We start from the raw sequence: 19,781 nt of genomic DNA, 5'->3' as shown, positions 1-19,781 counted from the left end.
AAACTCGGAATCTGTATGAAGTTTTGAATGTACAAATGTTGCATTCTAAGGTATAATACCTTTAATGGCCTAATGGCTCAGTTGGTTAGAGCGCCGCCCTGTCACGGCGGAGGTCGCGGGTTCGAGTCCCGCTTGGGTCGCTTAATGGAAGTTTAGCTCAGCTGGGAGAGCATCTGCCTTACAAGCAGAGGGTCACAGGTTCGAGCCCTGTAACTTCCATTTCTTATGCCGATGTGGCTCATTTCTCGACAATTGACGAGAAACGAGTCAATTGTAGGCAGAGCAGCTGATTACAAATCAGCTGATGATATATGCCGATGTGGCTCAATTGGCAGAGCAGCTGATTTGTAATCAGCAGGTTATCGGTTCGAGTCCGATCATCGGCTTTCACGATTCAAGTAATTGAAGAGTGAAGCAAATCAATTTTATATTGTTTTGTGATAAATGGGCAGATTCCCGAGTGGCCAAAGGGGACAGACTGTAAATCTGCTGCAACTTGCTTCGGTGGTTCGAATCCACCTCTGCCCATTCTTCTTTTTAGAAGATAACACTTATCGCGGGATGGAGCAGTCTGGAAGCTCGTCGGGCTCATAACCCGAAGGTCATAGGTTCAAATCCTATTCCCGCAACTCAATGCTTAGGCATTATGCCCAGTTAGCTCAGTTGGTAGAGCAAAGGACTGAAAATCCTTGTGTCTCTGGTTCGATTCCGGAACTGGGCATTGAAAAGAAAATAAGATATTATGGGATATTAGCTCAGTTGGTAGAGCACTTGACTTTTAATCAAGTTGTCCGGGGTTCGAATCCCCGATGTCTCATCGGTTTAAAATAGCGGTTAAGCCAGTAACTTCATGGTTTACCGCTATTTTTGCGTGAAAAAAGCAGGAATTGTAATGAATCTAAACAATATTTAACTGTCAAAATAATGATTTGTTTACGTATAATTATTCCAAAGTTATGCAAAATATACAAAAAATGTAGATAAGCAAAATACATTGTAGTATAATAGGGCATAGCACGAAAAATACATTTTAACCAGAAAAGAGGAAGTTATATGAATGAAGAACAATATTCCAGAGCGAATAAAAGAGTACTGCTTGCAATAGTGGTTGTTTTTGGATACATAGCAGCTACCCTTATGTTAGCATTGGGCGTCAGTCAGGGCGGACATGCGGCAAAGATTGTGATGGAGGCAGTCACGGCGGCAGCAGTTATCGTTATCTCGGTTGTAGCATATCTTGGTAAAAGAACAACACGCACATGTGCGGTAATCATGACACTGTCGATGATGATAGGTTATTTCGTGATTGTCCAATTGAACACAACCGTTGGAACATGGACATATGGTCTGCCGCTACTGATCGTTGCAATGGTTTATCTGGACAAGAAAATTGTGATGGTGACAAATGGTATTGCGCTGGTTTCCATTGTAGTTCATTTAGTCAGATGCTTTCTGGGTGACGGATCAGATCTGCAGAATAATGTGATTGGGCTGTTTGTATTATTGCTGACCGCATATGCCTGCAATAGTGCAGAGCGTCTGCTCGAGTGTTTCTTTAAAGAAAATCTTGCAGAAATTCAAAATGCATCGGATATCCAGAAGGATAGTAATAAAAAGATGATCATCGTTGCAGAGAATATTTCCAAGCATTTTGGAGAGGCAATGGATATGCTTGACGGTCTGCAGGAATCCATTAATGTGAGTCACAGTTCCATTCAGGAAATTGCAGACAGCACAGAAAGCACAGCGGAAGCGATCCAGAAACAGGCGGTTATGTGTTCTGATATTCAGGGGAATACCGATCAGGCAGAGCAGGGCATCAAAGAAATGATCGAGGCATCACATAAGACGAATGACAATGTGAAAGAAGGTGCCGGTGTTGTCAGTGAATTGAAGGAACAGGCCGTGAACGTTGCAGATGCGAGTCAGGTGACGGTGGATGTGATCAGAAGCCTGACCGATAAAGTGGAGGAAGTAAAAACATTTGTCGATTCCATCATTAACATTTCAAATCAGACCAATCTGCTTGCCCTGAATGCGTCTATTGAAGCAGCAAGAGCCGGTGAAGCCGGAAAAGGTTTCGCAGTCGTGGCAGATGAAATCCGTCAGCTTTCAGAGCAGACGAAGGATGCTTCTGCAAATATTACAGAGATCATCCAGAAATTGAATGAAGATACAAAACGTGCGAATGACAGCATCATGACAGCGGCAGAATCTGTAGAGAAGCAGAATCAACTGATCGATGATACCAGAGATAAATTTAATGATGTTGGTAATGCAGTGGAAGTTTTAATGGGAAATATCGATGTTGCAGAACAGAGTATTCAAAAAATACTGGATGCGACAGGAGTGATCTCAGATAACATCACGCATTTGTCTGCAACAGGTGAGGAGGTAGCAGCTTCTTCCACCGAGGGTCTCCGCACGGCAGACATTACAGTGGAGAAGATGTCCAATTGTAAAAAAGTGCTGGAAAATATTTATTTACTGGCAGAGGATTTGAAAAACTCAGTAGAAAATAATGAAAACCAGTAATAAACAAGAATTAGCACTTGACGGATTCCTGTGAAACTATTATGATAAAAAAAGAATACTTCAATGCGTTGAAGTACGAAAATAAAACTGCATAAGATGTAGATAGCACAGAGTGTATGACGATAGATACTGGCAAAGAGAAGTTTTTATGCAGGCTTGGAGTTACACATGGAGGATGTACCAATGGAAATGGAGATGGAATTTTTACGGAAACTGCCAACACCACAGGAGTTGAAAGAGCAGTTTCCGGTAAGTACAGAAGTTGTGGCAGTGAAAGCCCAGAGAGATGAAGAGATACGCAATATTTTTGAGGGAAAAGATGACAGGCTGATTTTAGTGATCGGTCCCTGCTCCGCAGATAATGAAGATGCTGTTATTGACTATATATCCAGATTGAGAACGGTTCAGGAAAAAGTGAAGGATAAAATTTTTATAATTCCCCGTATTTATACCAATAAGCCGAGAACGATCGGCGTTGGATATAAAGGAATGCTGCATCAGCCGGATCCGGAGAAAAAAGAGGATATGTTAAAAGGAATCATTGCAATCCGGGAACTGCATACGAGAGCGGTAAAAGAAACCGGATTTACCTGTGCAGATGAAATGCTCTACCCGGAGAATCACAGATATTTGTCTGATTTGTTGTCTTATGTGGCAGTAGGTGCACGTTCCGTAGAAGACCAGCAGCATCGTCTGACTGCAAGTGGAGTTGGGATTCCGGTCGGAATGAAGAATCCGACAGGCGGGGATATTTCTGTTATGATGAATTCCATGATCGCTGCACAGCACGGACATACGTTTTTATACCGGGGCTGGGAAGTGACAACAACCGGAAATCCATATGCACACGCTATTTTACGCGGATATGTGGACAAGTTTGGACGTAATATTCCAAATTATCATTATGAAGATCTACAGAATTTATTAGAACATTATGAGGATGTCAACGCATCACAGCAGACAACCCTCGCAAATCCGGCGGTCATCGTGGATACCAATCATTCTAACTCAGGAAAACAGTTTATGGAACAGATTCGTATCAGCAAAGATGTATTACATAGTTGTAAAGTGTCAAAAGAGATTCATAATCTGGTAAAAGGACTTATGATCGAGAGTTATATTGAGGATGGTGCCCAGAAAGTTGGCGAACACTGCTATGGAAAATCCATCACAGATCCTTGTCTTGGATGGGAGAAAACAGAAAAGCTGATTTATGAGTTGGCAGATTTATGGTAAAATTGCTGAAAAGATCGTTGCAGAGGAGCTTTGTAACGATCTTTTTTGTGCAATTTTTAAAATAGAACCAACAAGTGTCCACTTTTTGCATGGAAACCATCAGATATTGATATCACACGACCGTCATTTTGTAGCAGAAAAAAATACAGTTTTACTTATATGTAGTTCTTGACCGGATTTTAGTTAGAAAAAAGTTGAAAATTTTGGAAAATCTGATAATATTGACATGGGTTTGAATTTGAATATGTAAAAAAGAAGAGGTGCAAAACATGAACAGTTTATTACTTTGCATTCCGTTTGCAGGTTTATTGCTCTGCATTGCGGTAATGCCATTGGTAAAGCCTGAGTGGTGGGAAAAACATCAGGCTTTGGCAGTGATCGTGTGGTCATTGCTTTTTATTATCCCGTCTATCGTGTTAAACGGCGCAGGAGAGACGACCGAAACAGTGTTAGAGTGTATCGTGAATGATTATCTGACCTTTATCGTTTTATTATTCGGTCTGTTCTGTGTATCCGGAAATATTACGCTGGAGGGTAACCTTGCAGGTTCTCCTGCTGTGAATGCTTTATTTTTAGCATTCGGAACTTTATTATCGAGCTGTATCGGTACAACCGGTGCAAGTATGCTGCTTGTCCGCCCGATGATCAAGATGAATTCATGGAGAAAAAACAAAGCACAGATCATGATATTTTTTATTTTCATGATCTCCAATATGGGTGGATGTCTGACACCTATCGGCGATCCACCACTTTTAATGGGATTTATGCGTGGTGTTCCATTCTTCTGGAGCTTACACTTGTTCCCGATTTTAATTTTCAATATGATTTTATTATTGATCATTTTCTACTTAATTGATAAGAAACAGTATCGCAAGGATATTGCGAATGGTTTACGTCCGGATATCAGCAAACCGGGTGTAGATATCAAAGTAGAAGGTTTACATAATATAGTTTTCCTTGTAGCGATCGTTGTGGCTGTTATTTTAAGCGGTACGCTTCCAAGTCTGCCAATGTTCCAGGATGCAGCCGGAAACGTACTTGGAATTACAATTTATAAATCTGTGAAATTGACATTCCCGGCAATGATTGAAATTGCAATTATTCTTTTAGCTGCACTGCTGTCATTCAAGACAACAAACGAGAAGATACGTACCCAGAACCACTTTACGTGGGGTGCGATCCAGGAAGTTGCAATATTATTTATCGGCATTTTTATCACAATGCAGCCGGCGCTTGCATTACTTAAAACAATGGGACCTAACCTTGGAATTACCGAGCCATACCAGATGTTCTGGGCAACCGGATTCCTTTCCAGCTTTTTGGATAACACACCAACCTATCTGGTATTCCTCACAACAGCAGGAACACTTGGATTCACATCAGGTATTGTTACTACAGTTGGTACCATCTCTGTAAAGATCCTTACGGCAATTTCCTGTGGTGCGGTATTTATGGGAGCTAACACTTACATTGGAAATGCGCCAAACTTTATGGTAAAATCTATTTCTGATGAAAACGGTATCCGTATGCCATCCTTCTTCGGATATATGGGCTGGTCACTGTGTATTTTAGTACCTGTATTCTTTATTGATATGCTGGTATTCTTCTTATAAAATTGCAGTGATAGAAAGGTATGATGAGTCATGGAAAAAAATAGAGAGAATTGTTACGAGATCGCAAAGCAGATCTATCAGTTAGATAAAGAGGTATATGAGTGTGTAGGTTCTTCTCTTGGTAGAACTTTTACCGGAGATGAGGCAACCTGCGTTGAAGAGATCACCAGACTTCTGATCACAAGACCACAGGGGCATGAGATCCGAAGCGATATTGCATTGATCGGCAATATGGCGAGAACTATTAAGAATAAAGAAGATCATCACAGAATGATGACACAGTACAATGAGATTTTGAAAAAAATTGCAGCGATTCCGGACAGTTTTGGAAGCGTTGATATTATCAATGAAAATCTTGCGGCTTTGAATACTTCCAATTTAAGACAGAAGTTTTCACCGGATGATCATTTGATCATCTGTATTGGACGTACACATGGAAGCGCCGGAACCGATATCGGTTTTGCGCTGGCAGACAAGTTGAAGATCAATTACTATGATGCAGAAATTTTTGATCAGGTTTTGAAAAAAATGGATGCAGAGAAAGAAGATATTGAAGATCATAGCAATTATGTAGAAGAACTCAAAGGAAAGATTGCAAAAAAAACAGGTGTTGGAAAGTTCTTCAAGAATTTCAAGAAATATCATGGACTTCCAGTTCAGGATGCTATTTTCTTCAATCAGAGTGATCTGATCTGTGAGATGGCAAAGAAGGAAGATTTTATTGTAATGGGAAGATGTGCGGATGTTGTACTTACAAACCATCGAATCCCACATATCAGTATTTTTATTACAGCTTCCTTTGAACAGCGTGTACGTCGTATGATGGAACTGCACAACTTAAATTATAAACAGGCAGCACACCTTCTGGTAAAATTAGATGCAAAGCATGCAAAATATTATTTTGATTATACCGGTAAGAAGTGGGGAGATGCTGTTAACTATGATTTATGCATCAACAGTGCAAGCTACGGTATTGAAGAGTCAGTAGAATTGATCGAGCGTATGATCAATAAATATCCAAACAGCTAAATAAATGCGATGGCAGAAAGAGGACTGTGGACAGATGTCTGCAGTTCTTTTTTTGCAATGAAATATCCTCAAAGAGTATTTTTAAAAATATGTAGTTATACGACATAAATGTCGAAAAATATAAACTTTACTTCTCGCGAATTATACGTTAGTATAACAGAGAAAGAGATGCCAGTGCCATGGCATACGCTTTTGAGTTACCCAATTGTATATGTTATTCTTCTCCTAGAAACATATTCATACAACCCTTTTGCAGAGTACATAAAATGTACGACTTCGTAGTGTAATGAAAAGAATCTACCATATGAAACTGTGGTAGGTTTTTTTTCTATTTCATTCATTGCATCAACGAATTGTTACTGGGAGAAGTTTTAGAAACCTGAAAAGAGGGAGGATATCTGGATGGATAAGAATGTGCAGTATATTTTGGAAGTTGCAAAATGTGGAGGGATTACGAAAGCAGCGAATAATCTTTATATTACACCTTCTGCGTTGAGTAAGTTTGTCCAGGCGAGGGAGGAAGAACTGAATGTGCAGTTATTTCACAGGATCGGGAAACGTTTTGTGCTGACGGCGGCAGGCGAGTATTATGTGGACAGATGTAAGGAGATCGAAACAATCCAGAAAGAGATCACAATTCAGATGGAGCGGTTTTCCAGTATGAGCCACGGCATGATACGTATCGGTGTGCAGCCGTCTTTTTCAGATCTTGTTTTAAAAGATATCATTCCAAAGTTTCAGGAGAGTTTTCCGGCAGTAAAAATTATTTTACAGGAGTATTCAACAGGAGAGCTGATGGAGCTGTTGAAAAAACAGCAGGTGGATGTGGTGCTGGCAACAATTGACCAGAAGGATGCTGATCTGGAATACCGCCCGGTTAAAATGTGTGAGTTTGTCATGGCAGTCGGTAAAAATCATCATCTGGCAACGCTGGCGGTGGCGAAGGAAGGATTTCAGTATCCGTGGGTTGACCTTAAAGCGTGTGAAAAAGAGGAAAATGTCATGCTTTTACCGGGGTCACCGTTTCGGCAGCACGCAGATGAAATTTATGGACATTACCATTTAAAACCTAATGTTGTATATCAGATCAGTGGGACAAGAACGGGATTGTCCTGTGTGGCGTACCATGAAGCAATTATGATCACGTTGGATCATATGATTTTTAATAACCCGTTTTCAAAAGAAATTGTACCTTTATCAATCGGAGATACACCGATTCAGATTGAAATTGACCTGATTTATATGAAAGATACCGTATTAAAAACGGAGATGGAAAAGCTGTATGAGATTATCTGTGAAGCAATCCGGTAGCAGCATATACTGGAAATAATAATATGTAGTTGAAGGACATATTATGTGAAAATAAGGAACTGTACTTTCTGGCACTTCTGACATATGATAGTTATACTTGTTAAAAAATTATCATACTCAGGAAAAGTTGGAGGAACAGATGACACCGTTAGAAATTACGTTACTTATTTTAGTGCTTACGATCGTTGCTTTTATCACAGGAAAAATTCCGTTTTCCGTGATTTCAGCCGGAATTATGCTATCGCTCATCATGACAGGAGTGATGGAACCTGCGGAGGCATTCAGTGGATTTATCAACACAAATGTGGTCATGTTTGTGGCAATGTTTGTCATTGGAGCAGGACTTACGAAAACAAGTCTGATCGATAAGGCGGAGCAGCTGGTTGTCCGCTACAAGGATAATCCGAAAATGCTGATTTTTCTGGCATGTATTGCCTCATCGCTGCTTGCAAGTATCACGAGCGCGACAGCGACGGCTGCGATCATGATCTCACTTCTGGTTGGAATTGCAAATGAGATTGGCACAAGCAGAAGCAAACTGTTGTATCCTGCGATGGCCTGTGCCAATATTGCGACTTCGATGACCTTTTTGGGACAGGGGGCGAGCAATATCACATGGATTGATATTATGGCAAAGGCAGGAGCACCAAATGAGCTTTATATCTGGGATTTTACAATTGCAAGAATCCCATTGCTTGTGGTGTCAATTTTATATATGACGTTTGTTGGATATAAGTTAATGCCAGATATTGATAATAATAAGTTTGCAGACAGTGAACATACCGGAAAGAAATCTGCAAAATTAAGTCCGGTTAAGGAAAAACTTGCGATTGGCATTATCCTTGTCACAATCCTTGCAATGCTTTTGGAAAGTGTGATTGGAATCCCGATGTATATTGTTGCATGCATTGGTGCTGTTTTGCTTGTATTAAGTGGAATTTTAAACGAAAAAGAGGCATTGGATTCCATTCATCAGCCGACAATCTTTTTATTTGCAGGGGTGTTGACCTTATCAGAGGCGATCAAAATTACAGGTGCAGGGGATGTCGTGGCGGACTGGATGATCAGTCTGATTGGAAATACAACGAATCCGTATCTGATCATGGCGGTATTTTTCCTGATTCCATTTTTACTTACCCAGATCATGTCGAATCTGGCAACACTTACGATTTTCATTCCACTTGTTGTATCGGCCTGTATGAAAATTGGGATTGATCCGAGAGCAGCCGTTGTGGGTGTACTCACCGCAAGCTGCATTTCTATCATGACGCCGATGGCAGCACCGTGCCAGATCATGATCATTGAACCGGGCGGATATACATTGAAAGACTATTTGAAATGTGGTACACCTTTGGCAGTGATTCTTGCGATTATGACGATTTTTTTTAATGCCGTTGATGTTTCCGTTTTATTAAGGGATAGAAAAATAAAAGAAAAGCAGGGAAGTTGATTTTTATAGAAAAATCAGCTTCCTTTTTGTGTTTCAAAAGGTTTTTATTTACAAATAAGGGGAAATTGGATACATTATATATAAAGCTATGAGCAGTGCACAAATGAAACGTACTAAAAGGAGAAAGAAATGAAAAACAAACGTACCTGCGATTATATCGCAGAAGCAATACAAAATGAGATTTTATCAGGAAGAATGGAGGCAGGACAGCCGCTTCGCCAGGAGGAATTGTCAGAGAAACTTGGCTATTCGAGAATGCCGGTCCGTGAGGCACTACAGATTTTAGAGGAGCAGGGACTTGTAAGGCGACTTGCAACCCGCCATGTTGTGGTGGCAGATTTTTCGGAAAGAAATATTGAAGAAATATTTGATATGTTCGGAAATGTGGAAAAGAAAGCATTAAAAGACCTTGCAGAGATGTCCTTTGAATGGGTGTACTCAGCAGAGGGCGAAGATGCAGAAGAGAAGTTCCATGAATTTGTCTATGGAACGATCACAAACGGACTTTTCCGCAGGCTTTTAGAGACATCGGCAGACTGTTATATCCGTTTTGCATCGGAAGAGACAGAAATGGGAAAAGATCCGGAGCAGAAACAGCTCAGACGGAATAAACTTGAAACTGTTCACAGTGCATATTGCAGAAAAGATACCATCGTGATGGAAGTCGCACTGGAGGAATATTATAGATTACTGACAGAAAATGTGAAAAAAGAAAGAGGTTTTGAGAAATGAATGGTTTGAAACCGATAAAAATACCATCTGCTAAGGAAAAGGTAGCATCGGAGCTGCGGAAAGCAATTTTGTCAAGAAAGATGAAAGAGGGAGAAATCCTTTCTTTAGACAGTGTGGCAACTCAGCTGAATGTCTCGATTACACCTGTAAGAGAAGCATTTCAGATTCTTGCGAGAGATGGACTGATTAAGCTGCGGCAGAACAAGGGCGCAATTGTTTTAGGGATTACAGACACTTATATCAGGGAACATTATCAGCTGCGGGCGATTTTGGAGAGTGCGTGTGCCGGGCTTGCAGCAGAAGAAGGTGTGGATATCAGCGGTATCAGAGATTCTTATGAGGAATCCAAAGCTGCTTTGGAAAATGGAGATTACAGTCAGTATGCGAGCCAGAACCGGGAGTTTCACAGTGAAATCTGGGCAGCAGCCGGAAATAAAAAGATGGAAAATATGATCGCAGAACTATGGAATGGGTTGTCTATGGGAAATATGGTGACGGAACAAGAGTATGCAAAGATTTCCATCGAGGAACATGGCAGGATCATGGACGCAATTGCAGCAGGAGATGGTGAGCGCGCCAAAAAAGAAATGTACGCACATATTATGCGAAGCCGGGACGATATGCTGACTTACTATCAGTGATGTGAAAAAAATATTTTTCGTGCAAAACCGGAATCGAGGTTATTGATAAATAATGCACAAAAAAGAAAATATAAAATTATAGAAAATGCCGAAGTTGTCAAAAACAGTTGACGACTTCGGTTTTTTGTTATATTGTGTAATCAACAAATGGATACATTATCACATATCAAAAAGATGAAGGGAGAAGGAATGATATGAGTCCAGCAACAATAACGTTATTATTTTTATTGTTTGCCATTGTAATGTTTGTGTGGGAAAAGATTCCACTTGGGGTAACATCCATGATCATCTGTGTCGGTCTTGTCGTAACAGGGGTGTTAGACTGGAAAACAGCATTTGCAGGGTTTATCGACAGCAATGTCATTTTGTTCGTGGCAATGTTTATTGTCGGGGGAGCATTGTTTGAAACAGGTATGGCAAATAAGATTGGCGGAGTGGTTACACATTTTGCCAAGACAGAGAGACAGCTTATCATTGCGATCATGATTATTGTAGGATTGATGAGCGGTGTGCTTTCCAACACAGGAACAGCAGCAGTTTTAATTCCGGTAGTTATCGGAATTGCAGCAAAGTCAGGATATTCAAGATCAAGGCTTTTAATGCCGCTTGTATTTGCAGCAGCGATGGGAGGCAACCTTTCTTTGATCGGAGCGCCGGGAAACCTGATTGCACAGTCCGTGATGGAAGAGATGGACATGAGTTTTAGCTTTTTTGAATATGCGAAGGTCGGACTTCCAATTTTAGTCTGTGGGATTATTTACTTTGCATTTTTCGGATATAAATTACTGCCGAACAAAACAGGCGGAACAGACAGCAGCTATGATGAACAGAAAGATTTTTCCAATGTTCCAAAGTGGAAACAAGCATTGTCACTCATCATTCTGATCCTGACATTACTCGGAATGATCTTTGAAGATCAGATTGGTATCAAGCTTTGTATTACAGGATGTATCGGAGCACTGGCATTGATCTTAACCGGAGTGATCAGTGAGAAAAACGCACTGAAATCCATTGATCTGAAAACAATTTTCCTTTTCGGAGGAACACTTTCTCTTGCATCTGCATTGCAGACAACCGGAGCAGGAGAGGATATCGCAAAAGCAGTGATCGGAGTTCTGGGTGAGAACCCATCCCCGTATGTACTTACATTCGTAGTATTTATGCTCTGCTGTGTACTGACAAACTTTATGTCAAACACCGCTACCACCGCACTGATGGCTCCAATCTGTGTTTCCATTGCACAGGGAATGGGCGCAGATCCAAGAGCAGTTTTGATGGCATGTGTCATCGGAGGTTCCTGTGCATATGCAACACCAATCGGTATGCCGGCAAACACGATGGTCGTGACAGCCGGAGGATATACTTTCAAAGATTACGCAAAAGCAGGCGTGCCGCTGATCCTTGTGGCAACTGTAGTCAGCATGATTTTACTGCCAATCTTATATCCGTTTTTTCCATAAGCGGATATTGATGATAAAAAATGGACGGTATTGTGTGAACGGCACAGTACAGCCAAAACCTTATAAAAAGAATCTATATTATTTTTCAGGAGGAACGAATTATGTCAAACGAAAAACAGGTAGAACAGCTTACCAACTATATGGCAAATTTCATCGCTCATATAGCAAAAAAATTACCAGATGATGTCATCGCAAAGCTCACAGAGTTAAGAGACAAAGAGGACAGTCCATTATCCAAAACAATTTATGATACGATGTTCGAGAACCAGCGTCTTGCGGTTGAATTAAACCGTCCAAGCTGCCAGGATACTGGTGTTTTACAGTTCTGGGTAAAATGCGGAACAAAGTTCCCACTTATCGATGAGTTAGAGGGATTATTGAAAGAAGCTGTTGTAAAAGCAACATTTAAAGCGCCATTACGTCACAACAGTGTTGAGACATTCGATGAGTACAACACAGGTAAGAACGTTGGTAAAGGAACACCTACTGTATTCTGGGATATTGTACCAAATAGTGACAAATGTGAAATCTATACATACATGGCAGGCGGAGGATGTACCCTTCCAGGAAAAGCAATGGTATTAATGCCAGGTGAAGGTTACGAGGGTGTTACCAAATTCGTTATGGATGTTATGACAACTTATGGTTTGAACGCATGTCCTCCATTGTTAGTGGGTGTCGGTGTTGCAACTTCTGTTGAGACAGCAGCATTACTTTCCAAGAAAGCATTAATGCGTCCGATCGGTTCCCACAATGAGAACGAGCGTGCAGCCAAGATGGAGACATTGCTTGAGGATGGAATCAACAAGATCGGCCTTGGACCTCAGGGAATGGGCGGAAAATATTCTGTTATGGGCGTTAATATCGAGAACACAGCCCGTCATCCATCCACAATTGGTGTCGCAGTCAATGTCGGATGCTGGAGCCACAGAAGAGGACACATTATTTTTGATAAAGATCTTAATTATACAATCACAACACATACGGGGGTGGAATTATAATGGTAGAGAGAATCAATGGAAAAACAATTTTAACAACACCAGTTTCAGCAGAGGATTTAGAAGGAATCAAAATCGGCGATATCATTTATTTAAACGGAAGCATGACAACATGCCGTGATGTAGCACACCGCCGTGTCGTAGAAGAAGGAAGAGAAATTCCGGTAGATGTAAGAAATAATGCGATTTTCCATGCAGGACCAATTATCCGTCCATTAGAGAATGACAAATTTGAGATGGTTTCCGTAGGTCCTACAACTTCCATGCGTATGGAAAAATTCGAGTACGAATTCGTAAAAGAGACAGGTGTCAGAGTGATCATCGGAAAAGGTGGTATGAAAGAGAATACCGAGCGCGCATGTAAAGAGTTCAAAGCGATCCACTGTGTATTCCCAGCCGGAAACGCTGTTGTGGCTGCAACAGAGGTAGAAGAGATTGTACGTGCTGAGTGGAGAGACCTTGGAATGCCAGAGACACTCTGGAACTGCCGTGTCAAAGAGTTCGGACCACTGATCGTATCTATCGACACAGAGGGAAATAACTGGTTTGAGCAGCAGAAAGTAGAATTTAATAAGAGAAAAGATGCTGCAACAGAGGAAATCTGCAAACAGGTCGGATTTATCAAATAATACAAACAAATTCTTTAACGTATTCTGACTTCCGAATTTTATAGGAAGTTTGAAGAAAATAAATTTCGCTGACCATTGCCCGCATGAAATTGCTTTCATGCGGGCAATCGTGTTAAGTCCCCATTTACCTGAAATAAAAAATTTGCTATAATAAGTGTACTTTGCAGGAAAGAATATTGTGATCAAAATGAAATGACAGGAGACAATTTTATGAGATATCCAAAATTTTTACCGGAAAAGGGGACGATCGGTTTTGTGGCGCCGTCGTTTGGCTGTGCGACAGAACCATATTATACAGCGTTTTTGAATGCGCAGAAAAAATTTCAGAAAATGGGTTATGGGCTTGACTTAGGTCCGAACTGCTACGAGGCAGAAGGAATCGGCATCAGTAATACACCACAGGCTTGTGGAAAAGAGCTGACGGATTACTATTGCAGCGTGGATAACGACATTCTTATTTCCTGCGGTGGAGGGGAAATGATGTGCGAGACGATGAATTTTGTCGATTTTGAGAAAATCAAGTCTGCGGCGCCGAAATGGTATATGGGTTATTCGGATAATACGAATTTTACATTTTTACTCAGCACGATCTGTGATACGGCAGCAGTGTATGGACCATGCGCAGGAACTTTTGGCATGGAGCCGTGGCATGAGAGCCTTTCAGATACAATGGATGTTCTGACAGGTAAAACAAAGAAATTGCACAGTTATCCTTCATGGGAAAAAGACGATCTGAAAGATGAGGGAAATCCTTATGTTCCTTACAATGTGACAGAGCCATCCAGACATGTGATCTATCCGGGAAAGGAGATAGCACAGGCAATGCAGTCGGAGATGGTTTGGAAAGAGGGCGAGACAGAACTTTATATCGGAAATGAGAACCCGGATGTGTCATTAAAAATGGAGGGACGCCTTGTGGGCGGCTGTGTGGACTGCCTCGTAAATTTACTGGGAACACAGTTTGATTATGTAAACCAATTCAATGAGAAATACAAAGAAGACGGAATCATCTGGTTCTTAGAATGCTGCGATCTGAATGTGATGGGAATCCGGCGCGCCATGTGGCAGATGAAAAATGCGGGATGGTTTCAGCATGTGAAAGGCTTCCTGATCGGACGTCCGTGCTGTATCGGGGAAGAGATGATGGGACTCGATCACTATCATGCAGTGACCGACATTTTAAAAGATTTCGAAGTGCCGATCATTATGGATATGGATATCGGACACAGACCACCGATGATGCCGCTTGTCTGCGGAAGCATGGCAAAGGTCTGCGTGAAGGGGAATGATGTCACGATCGATTTGAAGTATATATAAGGAAGAAAAGACTGGAACACGAAGAGGATGATAGTTCATCATGCTTCGTGCACCAGTCTTTTTTCTATAAAGTCAGATCGATATTGCTGCCAAGTGTTTCGCTTAGCACAACACTGTCAGCTTTTTCTGCCATTTTCTTGGAATAACGGCTTACCTTTGTGATATATTCTGCATCATCAGCAAATAATGTTTTGACTTTGGAAACTTTGGCTGATTTTAGCAGATTGTCATTGGCACTTAAGCTTCCATCGGAATTAACGGTGATCCCAATCCTGGACAATTCACTCGAATGTTCTTTGGAAAGTGACTTCAGATATCTGGAGTAACGGTTCAAAGAAGCGTCATCTGTTTTATTTCCGGATGACAGCGTGTTATTGTAAACTTGTATAAATGCGTTGACGCTTCCGTAAATATTGGCACTGTCTGTAGTGTCATCCTCATAATTAAAATTGCGTAACTTCTTCGCTGCACGGTGAAGCGCTGTGGCATCCGCCTGTGAAAGAGTACCGCCTGTCATCTCTTTGCGCTTGGATGAAGTGACTGCGTTACGGTTTGCTGTATAAAAATTTCTAAGATAATAACTGGCACTCAGAGATGTGCCGGTTCCTGCAACTGCTGCCATAATTCCCTCCGTGGAATAATCTCGTTACTGTTCACTCGTACCTGATTCCAGTAACATATGCTCTATCCTTAAATTCGTTATATTCATACTTCTGCTATAATATTTATCGGCAGTAAGATAAAATTAATTAGTATAATTCCGATAAATCGTTTATAATGTGTAATATCAAAATATAGACAATTGCGAAACTCTTAGAAGACGTGAATTAAATTACGGAAAGTTGACAAGAGCAAAAGAAAACACTGAGGAACCGCCGGTCCTTAGAAGGCAGGAACGACTGTTAGTCGTGACTGGCTTCTTAGTACCGTTGCGAGTGACACGTAGCGGAAGCGTGTTTTCGTTGATATTGTTAACTTTTCGTAATATTCATAACGTAAAATTGAGTTTCGCAATTGTCCAAGTATCAAAACAAAAAAAGGAGAATCATTATGGAAGCAGCAATTATCTGGATCGCATTGATTATTATATTTGCAGTGGTGGAGATCATCACGGTAGGTCTTACCTCCATCTGGTTTGCAGGCGGAGCAGTGGTGGCATTGCTTGTAGACGCAGCCGGGCTTGGACCGGTATGGCAGTTTGCAGCATTTGTGGTCGTGTCGGTGATCCTGCTTGTATTTACAAGACCATGGGCATTAAAATATATGAAGCCGCGTCTTGTGAAAACAAATTATGAGGCAGCAGTGGATAAGAACGTATGCCTGACAGAGGCGGTAGATAATATTAGGGGAACCGGAACCGCCGTGTTAAATGGACAGGAATGGACTGCGCGCGCCTACGAAGATGGAAAAACTTTTGAGGCCGGCATGATCGTGAAGGTAAAAGAAATCCGCGGCGTGACGCTTTATGTGACAGAGAGCGATGCAATGCCGAAAAAAGCAGAGGAAGCAGAAGCACCAAAGGAATCAGAACAGTAAACAAAAATCAGACAACATGGTATGACAGAGAGATAGAAAGAAGTGAAAAAAATGAAATTAGGAATGGTATTTGAAGGCGGTGCGAGCCGGACAGCATTTTCCTGCGGTGTGATGGACGCATTTCTGGAAGAGGAACTGATGCCGGATTACTTTATCGGTGTCTCGGCAGGAATCGCATTTGGTGTGTCGTATCTGTCAAAACAGAAGGGACGTAACCTGAAAATTTTAGAAGAATATATGGCAGATAAGCGGTACATGGGATTGAAATATCTGTTTGACCGCAAAAAGAAGAGTTATTATAACATTGGATTCGTTTTTGACGAAGTACCGAATAAGCTGCTGCCGTTTGACTACGAAACTTTTGCAGGATACAAGGGTGTCGTGGAGGCGTGTGTGACCAATATCCATACCGGAAAAGCAGAGTATCTGAAAGTGCCACAGAGCGTGGAAATGAAAGATACACTGGTGGCAAGCTGTTCCCTTCCAATTTTATTTCAACCGGTCAAAATCGGAAGGCATTATTATCTGGATGGAGGAATCGCAGATTCTATCCCATTCCGGCATGCTTTGGAGGAGGGCTGCGACAAACTGATCGTCGTGCTTACCAGAGAGCATGGTTATGTGAAAACGACTGAGAAAGCGATCCGGATCACGGACAAACTTTACAAAAAGTATCCAAAAATCGTGGAAGCCATGGATACAAGGGCTGAGCGTTACAATGAGGATGTAAAAAAACTGGATGAGCTTGAGCAGCAGGGAAAAGTTTTTGTGATCGCACCGGAGACAACGCTCGGTGTTGGACGTACAGAGTCTGATCCAAAGAAACTCAGGGAACTTTATGAGGAAGGCTACCGCATCGGTCGGGAAAAAATGAAAAAACTGAGAAAATATCTGGAGTGTCAGGATTTATAGAAAATAGACAATTGCGAAACTCATGAAAATGTAAATTGAATTGTGAGAAATTGACAAAAGACATGAAAGACACTGGGGAGCCGCCGGTACTTAGAAGGCTGGTACAACGATAAGTTGTGCCTGGCTTCTTAGTACCGCTGCGAGCGACACGTAGCGAGAGCGTGTCTTGAATGTTTTTGTTAATTTCGAACAATTTAAAGAATGTGATGAGGAGTTTCACAATTGTCTATTTATGAAAATGATAAAAGGAGTAAACAAAAAGATGAAAATCGTTTTTTTAGATGCAAAATCCATTGGAGATGACATTGACCTTTCGGGTTTTGACCAGCTGGGAGAAGTAGTAAAGTATGGATTCTCCACACCAGAGGAAGCAGGGGAGCGCACGAAGGACGCAGATGTTGTCATTATCAATAAAGTACAGATCAATGAGCAGACGATCGGTAGGGCAGAACACCTGAAACTGGTCTGCGTGACTGCTACCGGTACCAATAATCTGGACAAGGAATATCTGGCAAAGAGACAGATCGAATGGCGCAATGTCGCAGGCTATTCCACTGAGACCGTTGCGCAGCATACATTTGCGTTATTGTTCTATCTGTTGGAAAAATTGAACTATTACGATCAATATGTAAAATCAGAAAAATATATCGGAGATACGATTTTCACACATTTCTCGAACGTATTCCATGACTTAAACGGCATGACATGGGGAATTATCGGACTTGGAAATATCGGCAGACGTGTTGCAGATATCGCAAAAATGTTTGGCTGCCATGTCATTTACTATTCAACTTCCGGTAAGAATAACCAGGAGGGGTATGAGAGAGTCGATTTTGATACTTTGCTGACAACTTCCGACATTATATCCGTGCATGCGCCGTTAGATGCCAACACACAGGATCTGATGAACGCCGAAGCCTTTGCAAAAATGAAGAAATCTGCGATTTTCTTAAATCTCGGACGAGGACCGATCGTGGTGGAGCAGGATCTGGCAGATGCATTGAAAAACAATGAGATCGCAGCGGCAGGACTGGATGTGCTGTGTGTCGAGCCGATGAGTGCAGACAACCCACTCCGTGAGATCAAGGACAGCAATAAGCTGATCATCACGCCTCATATCGCATGGGCGAGTGTTGAGGCAAGAACAAGACTGATGAATATCATTCTTGGTCAGGTAAAAGAATATTTCAAATAGTGCAGTCTAAACCACTGTGAAAAGAGGCGTTTCCATAGTCTTTCAAAAACTCTTCGGTCAGAAGTGATGCTTTCGGTGAATGTATCCGTTCCTTTAACAATGCAGATAATTCAGCGAGACAATGGAGATATTTTTCTTCGGACCGCCCATAGAGATCGAAGAAAGATTCCACAGATGAAATGGATGAATCCCACGGGTTCGTCCATTTTTTGTGCTGCATGTTAAAAGGATCAGTGCGGAATAACAGCGAGTCGTTGGCGATCAATGGTGAAAATACCGGGTAGCCAAGTGTATGCTTTTCTGCAAAACGGAACAGCACTTTTTTCTGTCCGGTGCTGTCGTATAAAATCCGGAAACCAAGCTGCGTTGCGAAAATCGCCATAAAAATCGTATAGCGGCTCACAAACAGACCGTGGTAAGTGTGCTGGTAAGCGTAGTGGAGCATACGCGCAACGATCCATTTCTGACGAGGTGTCAACATGATCGTATTTTCCATATGGAAGTCAGCACGCCGTCTGTGGTACTTCAGCTCGAGCAGAGAGGTGTCGATCTCAGTCTCTAAATAAGCGTGGCGGGAAAAATAACCTCTGTCATCTTTTTTATAATGTGTGCGTCCATAAATAAACGGATGGCAGATGGAGTCTAATATATAATGTCCCAAAAAATCCTTCCAGATAAGCATTTGCGATCTGCAGATCTTCCGGCTTCTTAAAGATACTGCGGCTCTCTAAAAGTGCGGCATAAAAAGCGCCGGTATTTTCGGTGTGCGCCATGTCGCCCAGATTGTGTCCGTGCAGTACGTAAGCCGGCAGATAATAGAAAAAAATGTCAGGTCCCTGATGCCCTAAGGCATAAACCGCCCTGTTTTTATATAAATTGTTTTTCAAAACCGGATCGTTCAATTTCTCATACATATCACGACCAAAAATATAATGTGTCACATAGCCGGGCATAAAGTCATCTCCTAAGTAAAAGTATTTCATTTTCAGTACATTTTTATTATACCCACAAAATCAGTAGCTGTTAAGCAGAGAAGTCATTATTAAGAAAAATATAATAACTGCGCAAAAAGGTGGATAAAATTATGACAATGTTTATAATAAAAGTAATATGCGAAAGAGGAGAAGGAAATGAATTTAAATACAATAGGGGAAATTTTACGATTTTATCGAGAAAAATATAACTTT

General features: G+C 41.4%; 18 protein-coding genes and 7 tRNA genes. 22 read left to right on the top strand and 3 right to left on the bottom strand.

Going from position 1 to position 19,781, the window contains the following annotated elements; translation table 11 throughout:
• The first annotated feature begins 66 nt into the window (after positions 1-66).
• From ROSEINA2194_RS17715 to ROSEINA2194_RS17620, 19 genes are all read left to right on the top strand, one after another.
• Positions 67-140, top strand: a tRNA-Asp gene (locus ROSEINA2194_RS17715).
• A gap of 6 nt (positions 141-146) precedes the next feature.
• Positions 147-219 (top strand) — tRNA-Val (locus ROSEINA2194_RS17710).
• Positions 220-313: 94 nt separating this feature from the next.
• Positions 314-386, top strand: a tRNA-Thr gene (locus ROSEINA2194_RS17705).
• A gap of 60 nt (positions 387-446) precedes the next feature.
• Positions 447-528 (top strand) — tRNA-Tyr (locus ROSEINA2194_RS17700).
• 27 nt (positions 529-555) lie between these two features.
• Positions 556-629 (top strand) — tRNA-Met (locus ROSEINA2194_RS17695).
• Positions 630-648: 19 nt separating this feature from the next.
• Positions 649-721 (top strand) — tRNA-Phe (locus ROSEINA2194_RS17690).
• 23 nt (positions 722-744) lie between these two features.
• Positions 745-817: transfer RNA gene (locus ROSEINA2194_RS17685), tRNA-Lys, on the top strand.
• A gap of 236 nt (positions 818-1,053) precedes the next feature.
• Positions 1,054-2,535: a methyl-accepting chemotaxis protein gene (locus ROSEINA2194_RS17680; protein WP_007890250.1), complete on the top strand. Its 1,482-nt coding sequence runs from the start codon at positions 1,054-1,056 to the stop codon at positions 2,533-2,535.
• Between the two features lie 183 nt (positions 2,536-2,718).
• Complete coding sequence (locus ROSEINA2194_RS17675; protein WP_021922391.1) at positions 2,719-3,771, top strand: 3-deoxy-7-phosphoheptulonate synthase; 1,053 nt, start codon at positions 2,719-2,721, stop codon at positions 3,769-3,771.
• Positions 3,772-4,040: 269 nt separating this feature from the next.
• Positions 4,041-5,384, top strand: coding sequence for a sodium:proton antiporter (locus ROSEINA2194_RS17665; protein WP_021922392.1), 1,344 nt, complete (start codon positions 4,041-4,043; stop codon positions 5,382-5,384).
• Positions 5,385-5,414: 30 nt separating this feature from the next.
• Positions 5,415-6,413: a cytidylate kinase-like family protein gene (locus ROSEINA2194_RS17660; protein WP_007890246.1), complete on the top strand. Its 999-nt coding sequence runs from the start codon at positions 5,415-5,417 to the stop codon at positions 6,411-6,413.
• A gap of 402 nt (positions 6,414-6,815) precedes the next feature.
• Complete coding sequence (locus tag ROSEINA2194_RS17655; RefSeq protein WP_007890245.1) at positions 6,816-7,724, top strand: LysR family transcriptional regulator; 909 nt, start codon at positions 6,816-6,818, stop codon at positions 7,722-7,724.
• Positions 7,725-7,863: 139 nt separating this feature from the next.
• Positions 7,864-9,174 carry an SLC13 family permease gene (locus ROSEINA2194_RS17650; protein ID WP_252832740.1) on the top strand — a complete coding sequence of 437 codons (1,311 nt, stop codon included), beginning with the start codon at positions 7,864-7,866 and terminating at the stop codon, positions 9,172-9,174.
• A 129-nt stretch (positions 9,175-9,303) separates the two neighbouring features.
• Positions 9,304-9,906: a GntR family transcriptional regulator gene (locus tag ROSEINA2194_RS17645; RefSeq protein WP_007890243.1), complete on the top strand. Its 603-nt coding sequence runs from the start codon at positions 9,304-9,306 to the stop codon at positions 9,904-9,906.
• Positions 9,903-10,547, top strand: a complete 645-nt coding sequence (locus tag ROSEINA2194_RS17640) for a GntR family transcriptional regulator (protein WP_007890242.1) — start codon at positions 9,903-9,905, stop codon at positions 10,545-10,547. Before ROSEINA2194_RS17645 ends, ROSEINA2194_RS17640 begins: the two co-directional genes overlap by 4 nt.
• 194 nt (positions 10,548-10,741) lie before the next feature.
• Positions 10,742-12,007 carry an SLC13 family permease gene (locus ROSEINA2194_RS17635; protein WP_007890241.1) on the top strand — a complete coding sequence of 422 codons (1,266 nt, stop codon included), beginning with the start codon at positions 10,742-10,744 and terminating at the stop codon, positions 12,005-12,007.
• A 101-nt stretch (positions 12,008-12,108) separates the two neighbouring features.
• Entirely contained in the window at positions 12,109-13,008 is a 900-nt protein-coding gene (gene ttdA / locus ROSEINA2194_RS17630) for a L(+)-tartrate dehydratase subunit alpha (RefSeq protein WP_007890240.1), read from the top strand.
• The gene (ttdB, locus tag ROSEINA2194_RS17625; protein WP_007890239.1) at positions 13,008-13,634 is read left to right on the top strand and encodes a L(+)-tartrate dehydratase subunit beta; all 627 of its coding nucleotides are present in this window, start codon (positions 13,008-13,010) and stop codon (positions 13,632-13,634) included. The genes ttdA and ttdB overlap by 1 nt, the downstream gene beginning before the upstream one ends.
• A gap of 210 nt (positions 13,635-13,844) precedes the next feature.
• On the top strand, positions 13,845-14,951 hold the full coding sequence (locus ROSEINA2194_RS17620) for a S66 family peptidase (protein WP_044928748.1): 1,107 nt from the start codon (positions 13,845-13,847) through the stop codon (positions 14,949-14,951).
• A gap of 64 nt (positions 14,952-15,015) precedes the next feature.
• Here the strand turns inward: ROSEINA2194_RS17620 and ROSEINA2194_RS17615 are convergent, their stop codons facing one another.
• Positions 15,016-15,573 (bottom strand): hypothetical protein, encoded by a 558-nt coding sequence (locus ROSEINA2194_RS17615; RefSeq protein ID WP_007890237.1) that lies wholly within the window; start codon positions 15,571-15,573, stop codon positions 15,016-15,018.
• Positions 15,574-16,001: 428 nt separating this feature from the next.
• Here ROSEINA2194_RS17615 and ROSEINA2194_RS17610 point away from each other — a divergent pair, with 428 nt between their 5' ends.
• From ROSEINA2194_RS17610 to ROSEINA2194_RS17600, 3 genes are all read left to right on the top strand, one after another.
• Positions 16,002-16,487, top strand: coding sequence for an NfeD family protein (locus ROSEINA2194_RS17610; RefSeq protein WP_007890236.1), 486 nt, complete (start codon positions 16,002-16,004; stop codon positions 16,485-16,487).
• 51 nt (positions 16,488-16,538) lie between these two features.
• Complete coding sequence (locus ROSEINA2194_RS17605; protein ID WP_007890235.1) at positions 16,539-17,399, top strand: patatin-like phospholipase family protein; 861 nt, start codon at positions 16,539-16,541, stop codon at positions 17,397-17,399.
• A 262-nt stretch (positions 17,400-17,661) separates the two neighbouring features.
• Positions 17,662-18,594 carry a D-2-hydroxyacid dehydrogenase gene (locus ROSEINA2194_RS17600; protein ID WP_044928780.1) on the top strand — a complete coding sequence of 311 codons (933 nt, stop codon included), beginning with the start codon at positions 17,662-17,664 and terminating at the stop codon, positions 18,592-18,594.
• Here ROSEINA2194_RS17600 and ROSEINA2194_RS17595 read toward each other — a convergent pair.
• Positions 18,587-19,255, bottom strand: a complete 669-nt coding sequence (locus ROSEINA2194_RS17595; RefSeq protein ID WP_252832732.1) for a hypothetical protein — start codon at positions 19,253-19,255, stop codon at positions 18,587-18,589. The two genes, ROSEINA2194_RS17600 and ROSEINA2194_RS17595, sit on opposite strands and share 8 nt — an antisense overlap.
• A complete protein-coding gene (locus ROSEINA2194_RS22385) occupies positions 19,194-19,547 on the bottom strand; it encodes a hypothetical protein (protein WP_252832729.1) in 354 nt (117 codons plus the stop codon). Before ROSEINA2194_RS22385 ends, ROSEINA2194_RS17595 begins: the two co-directional genes overlap by 62 nt.
• Between the last annotated feature and the right edge of the window lie 234 nt (positions 19,548-19,781).

This window comes from Roseburia inulinivorans DSM 16841 (assembly GCF_000174195.1).
Classification (GTDB): Bacteria; Bacillota; Clostridia; order Lachnospirales; family Lachnospiraceae; genus Roseburia; species Roseburia inulinivorans.
Note: the sequence above shows the minus strand (reverse complement) of the source record. Positions and strands in the feature narration are given on the sequence as shown.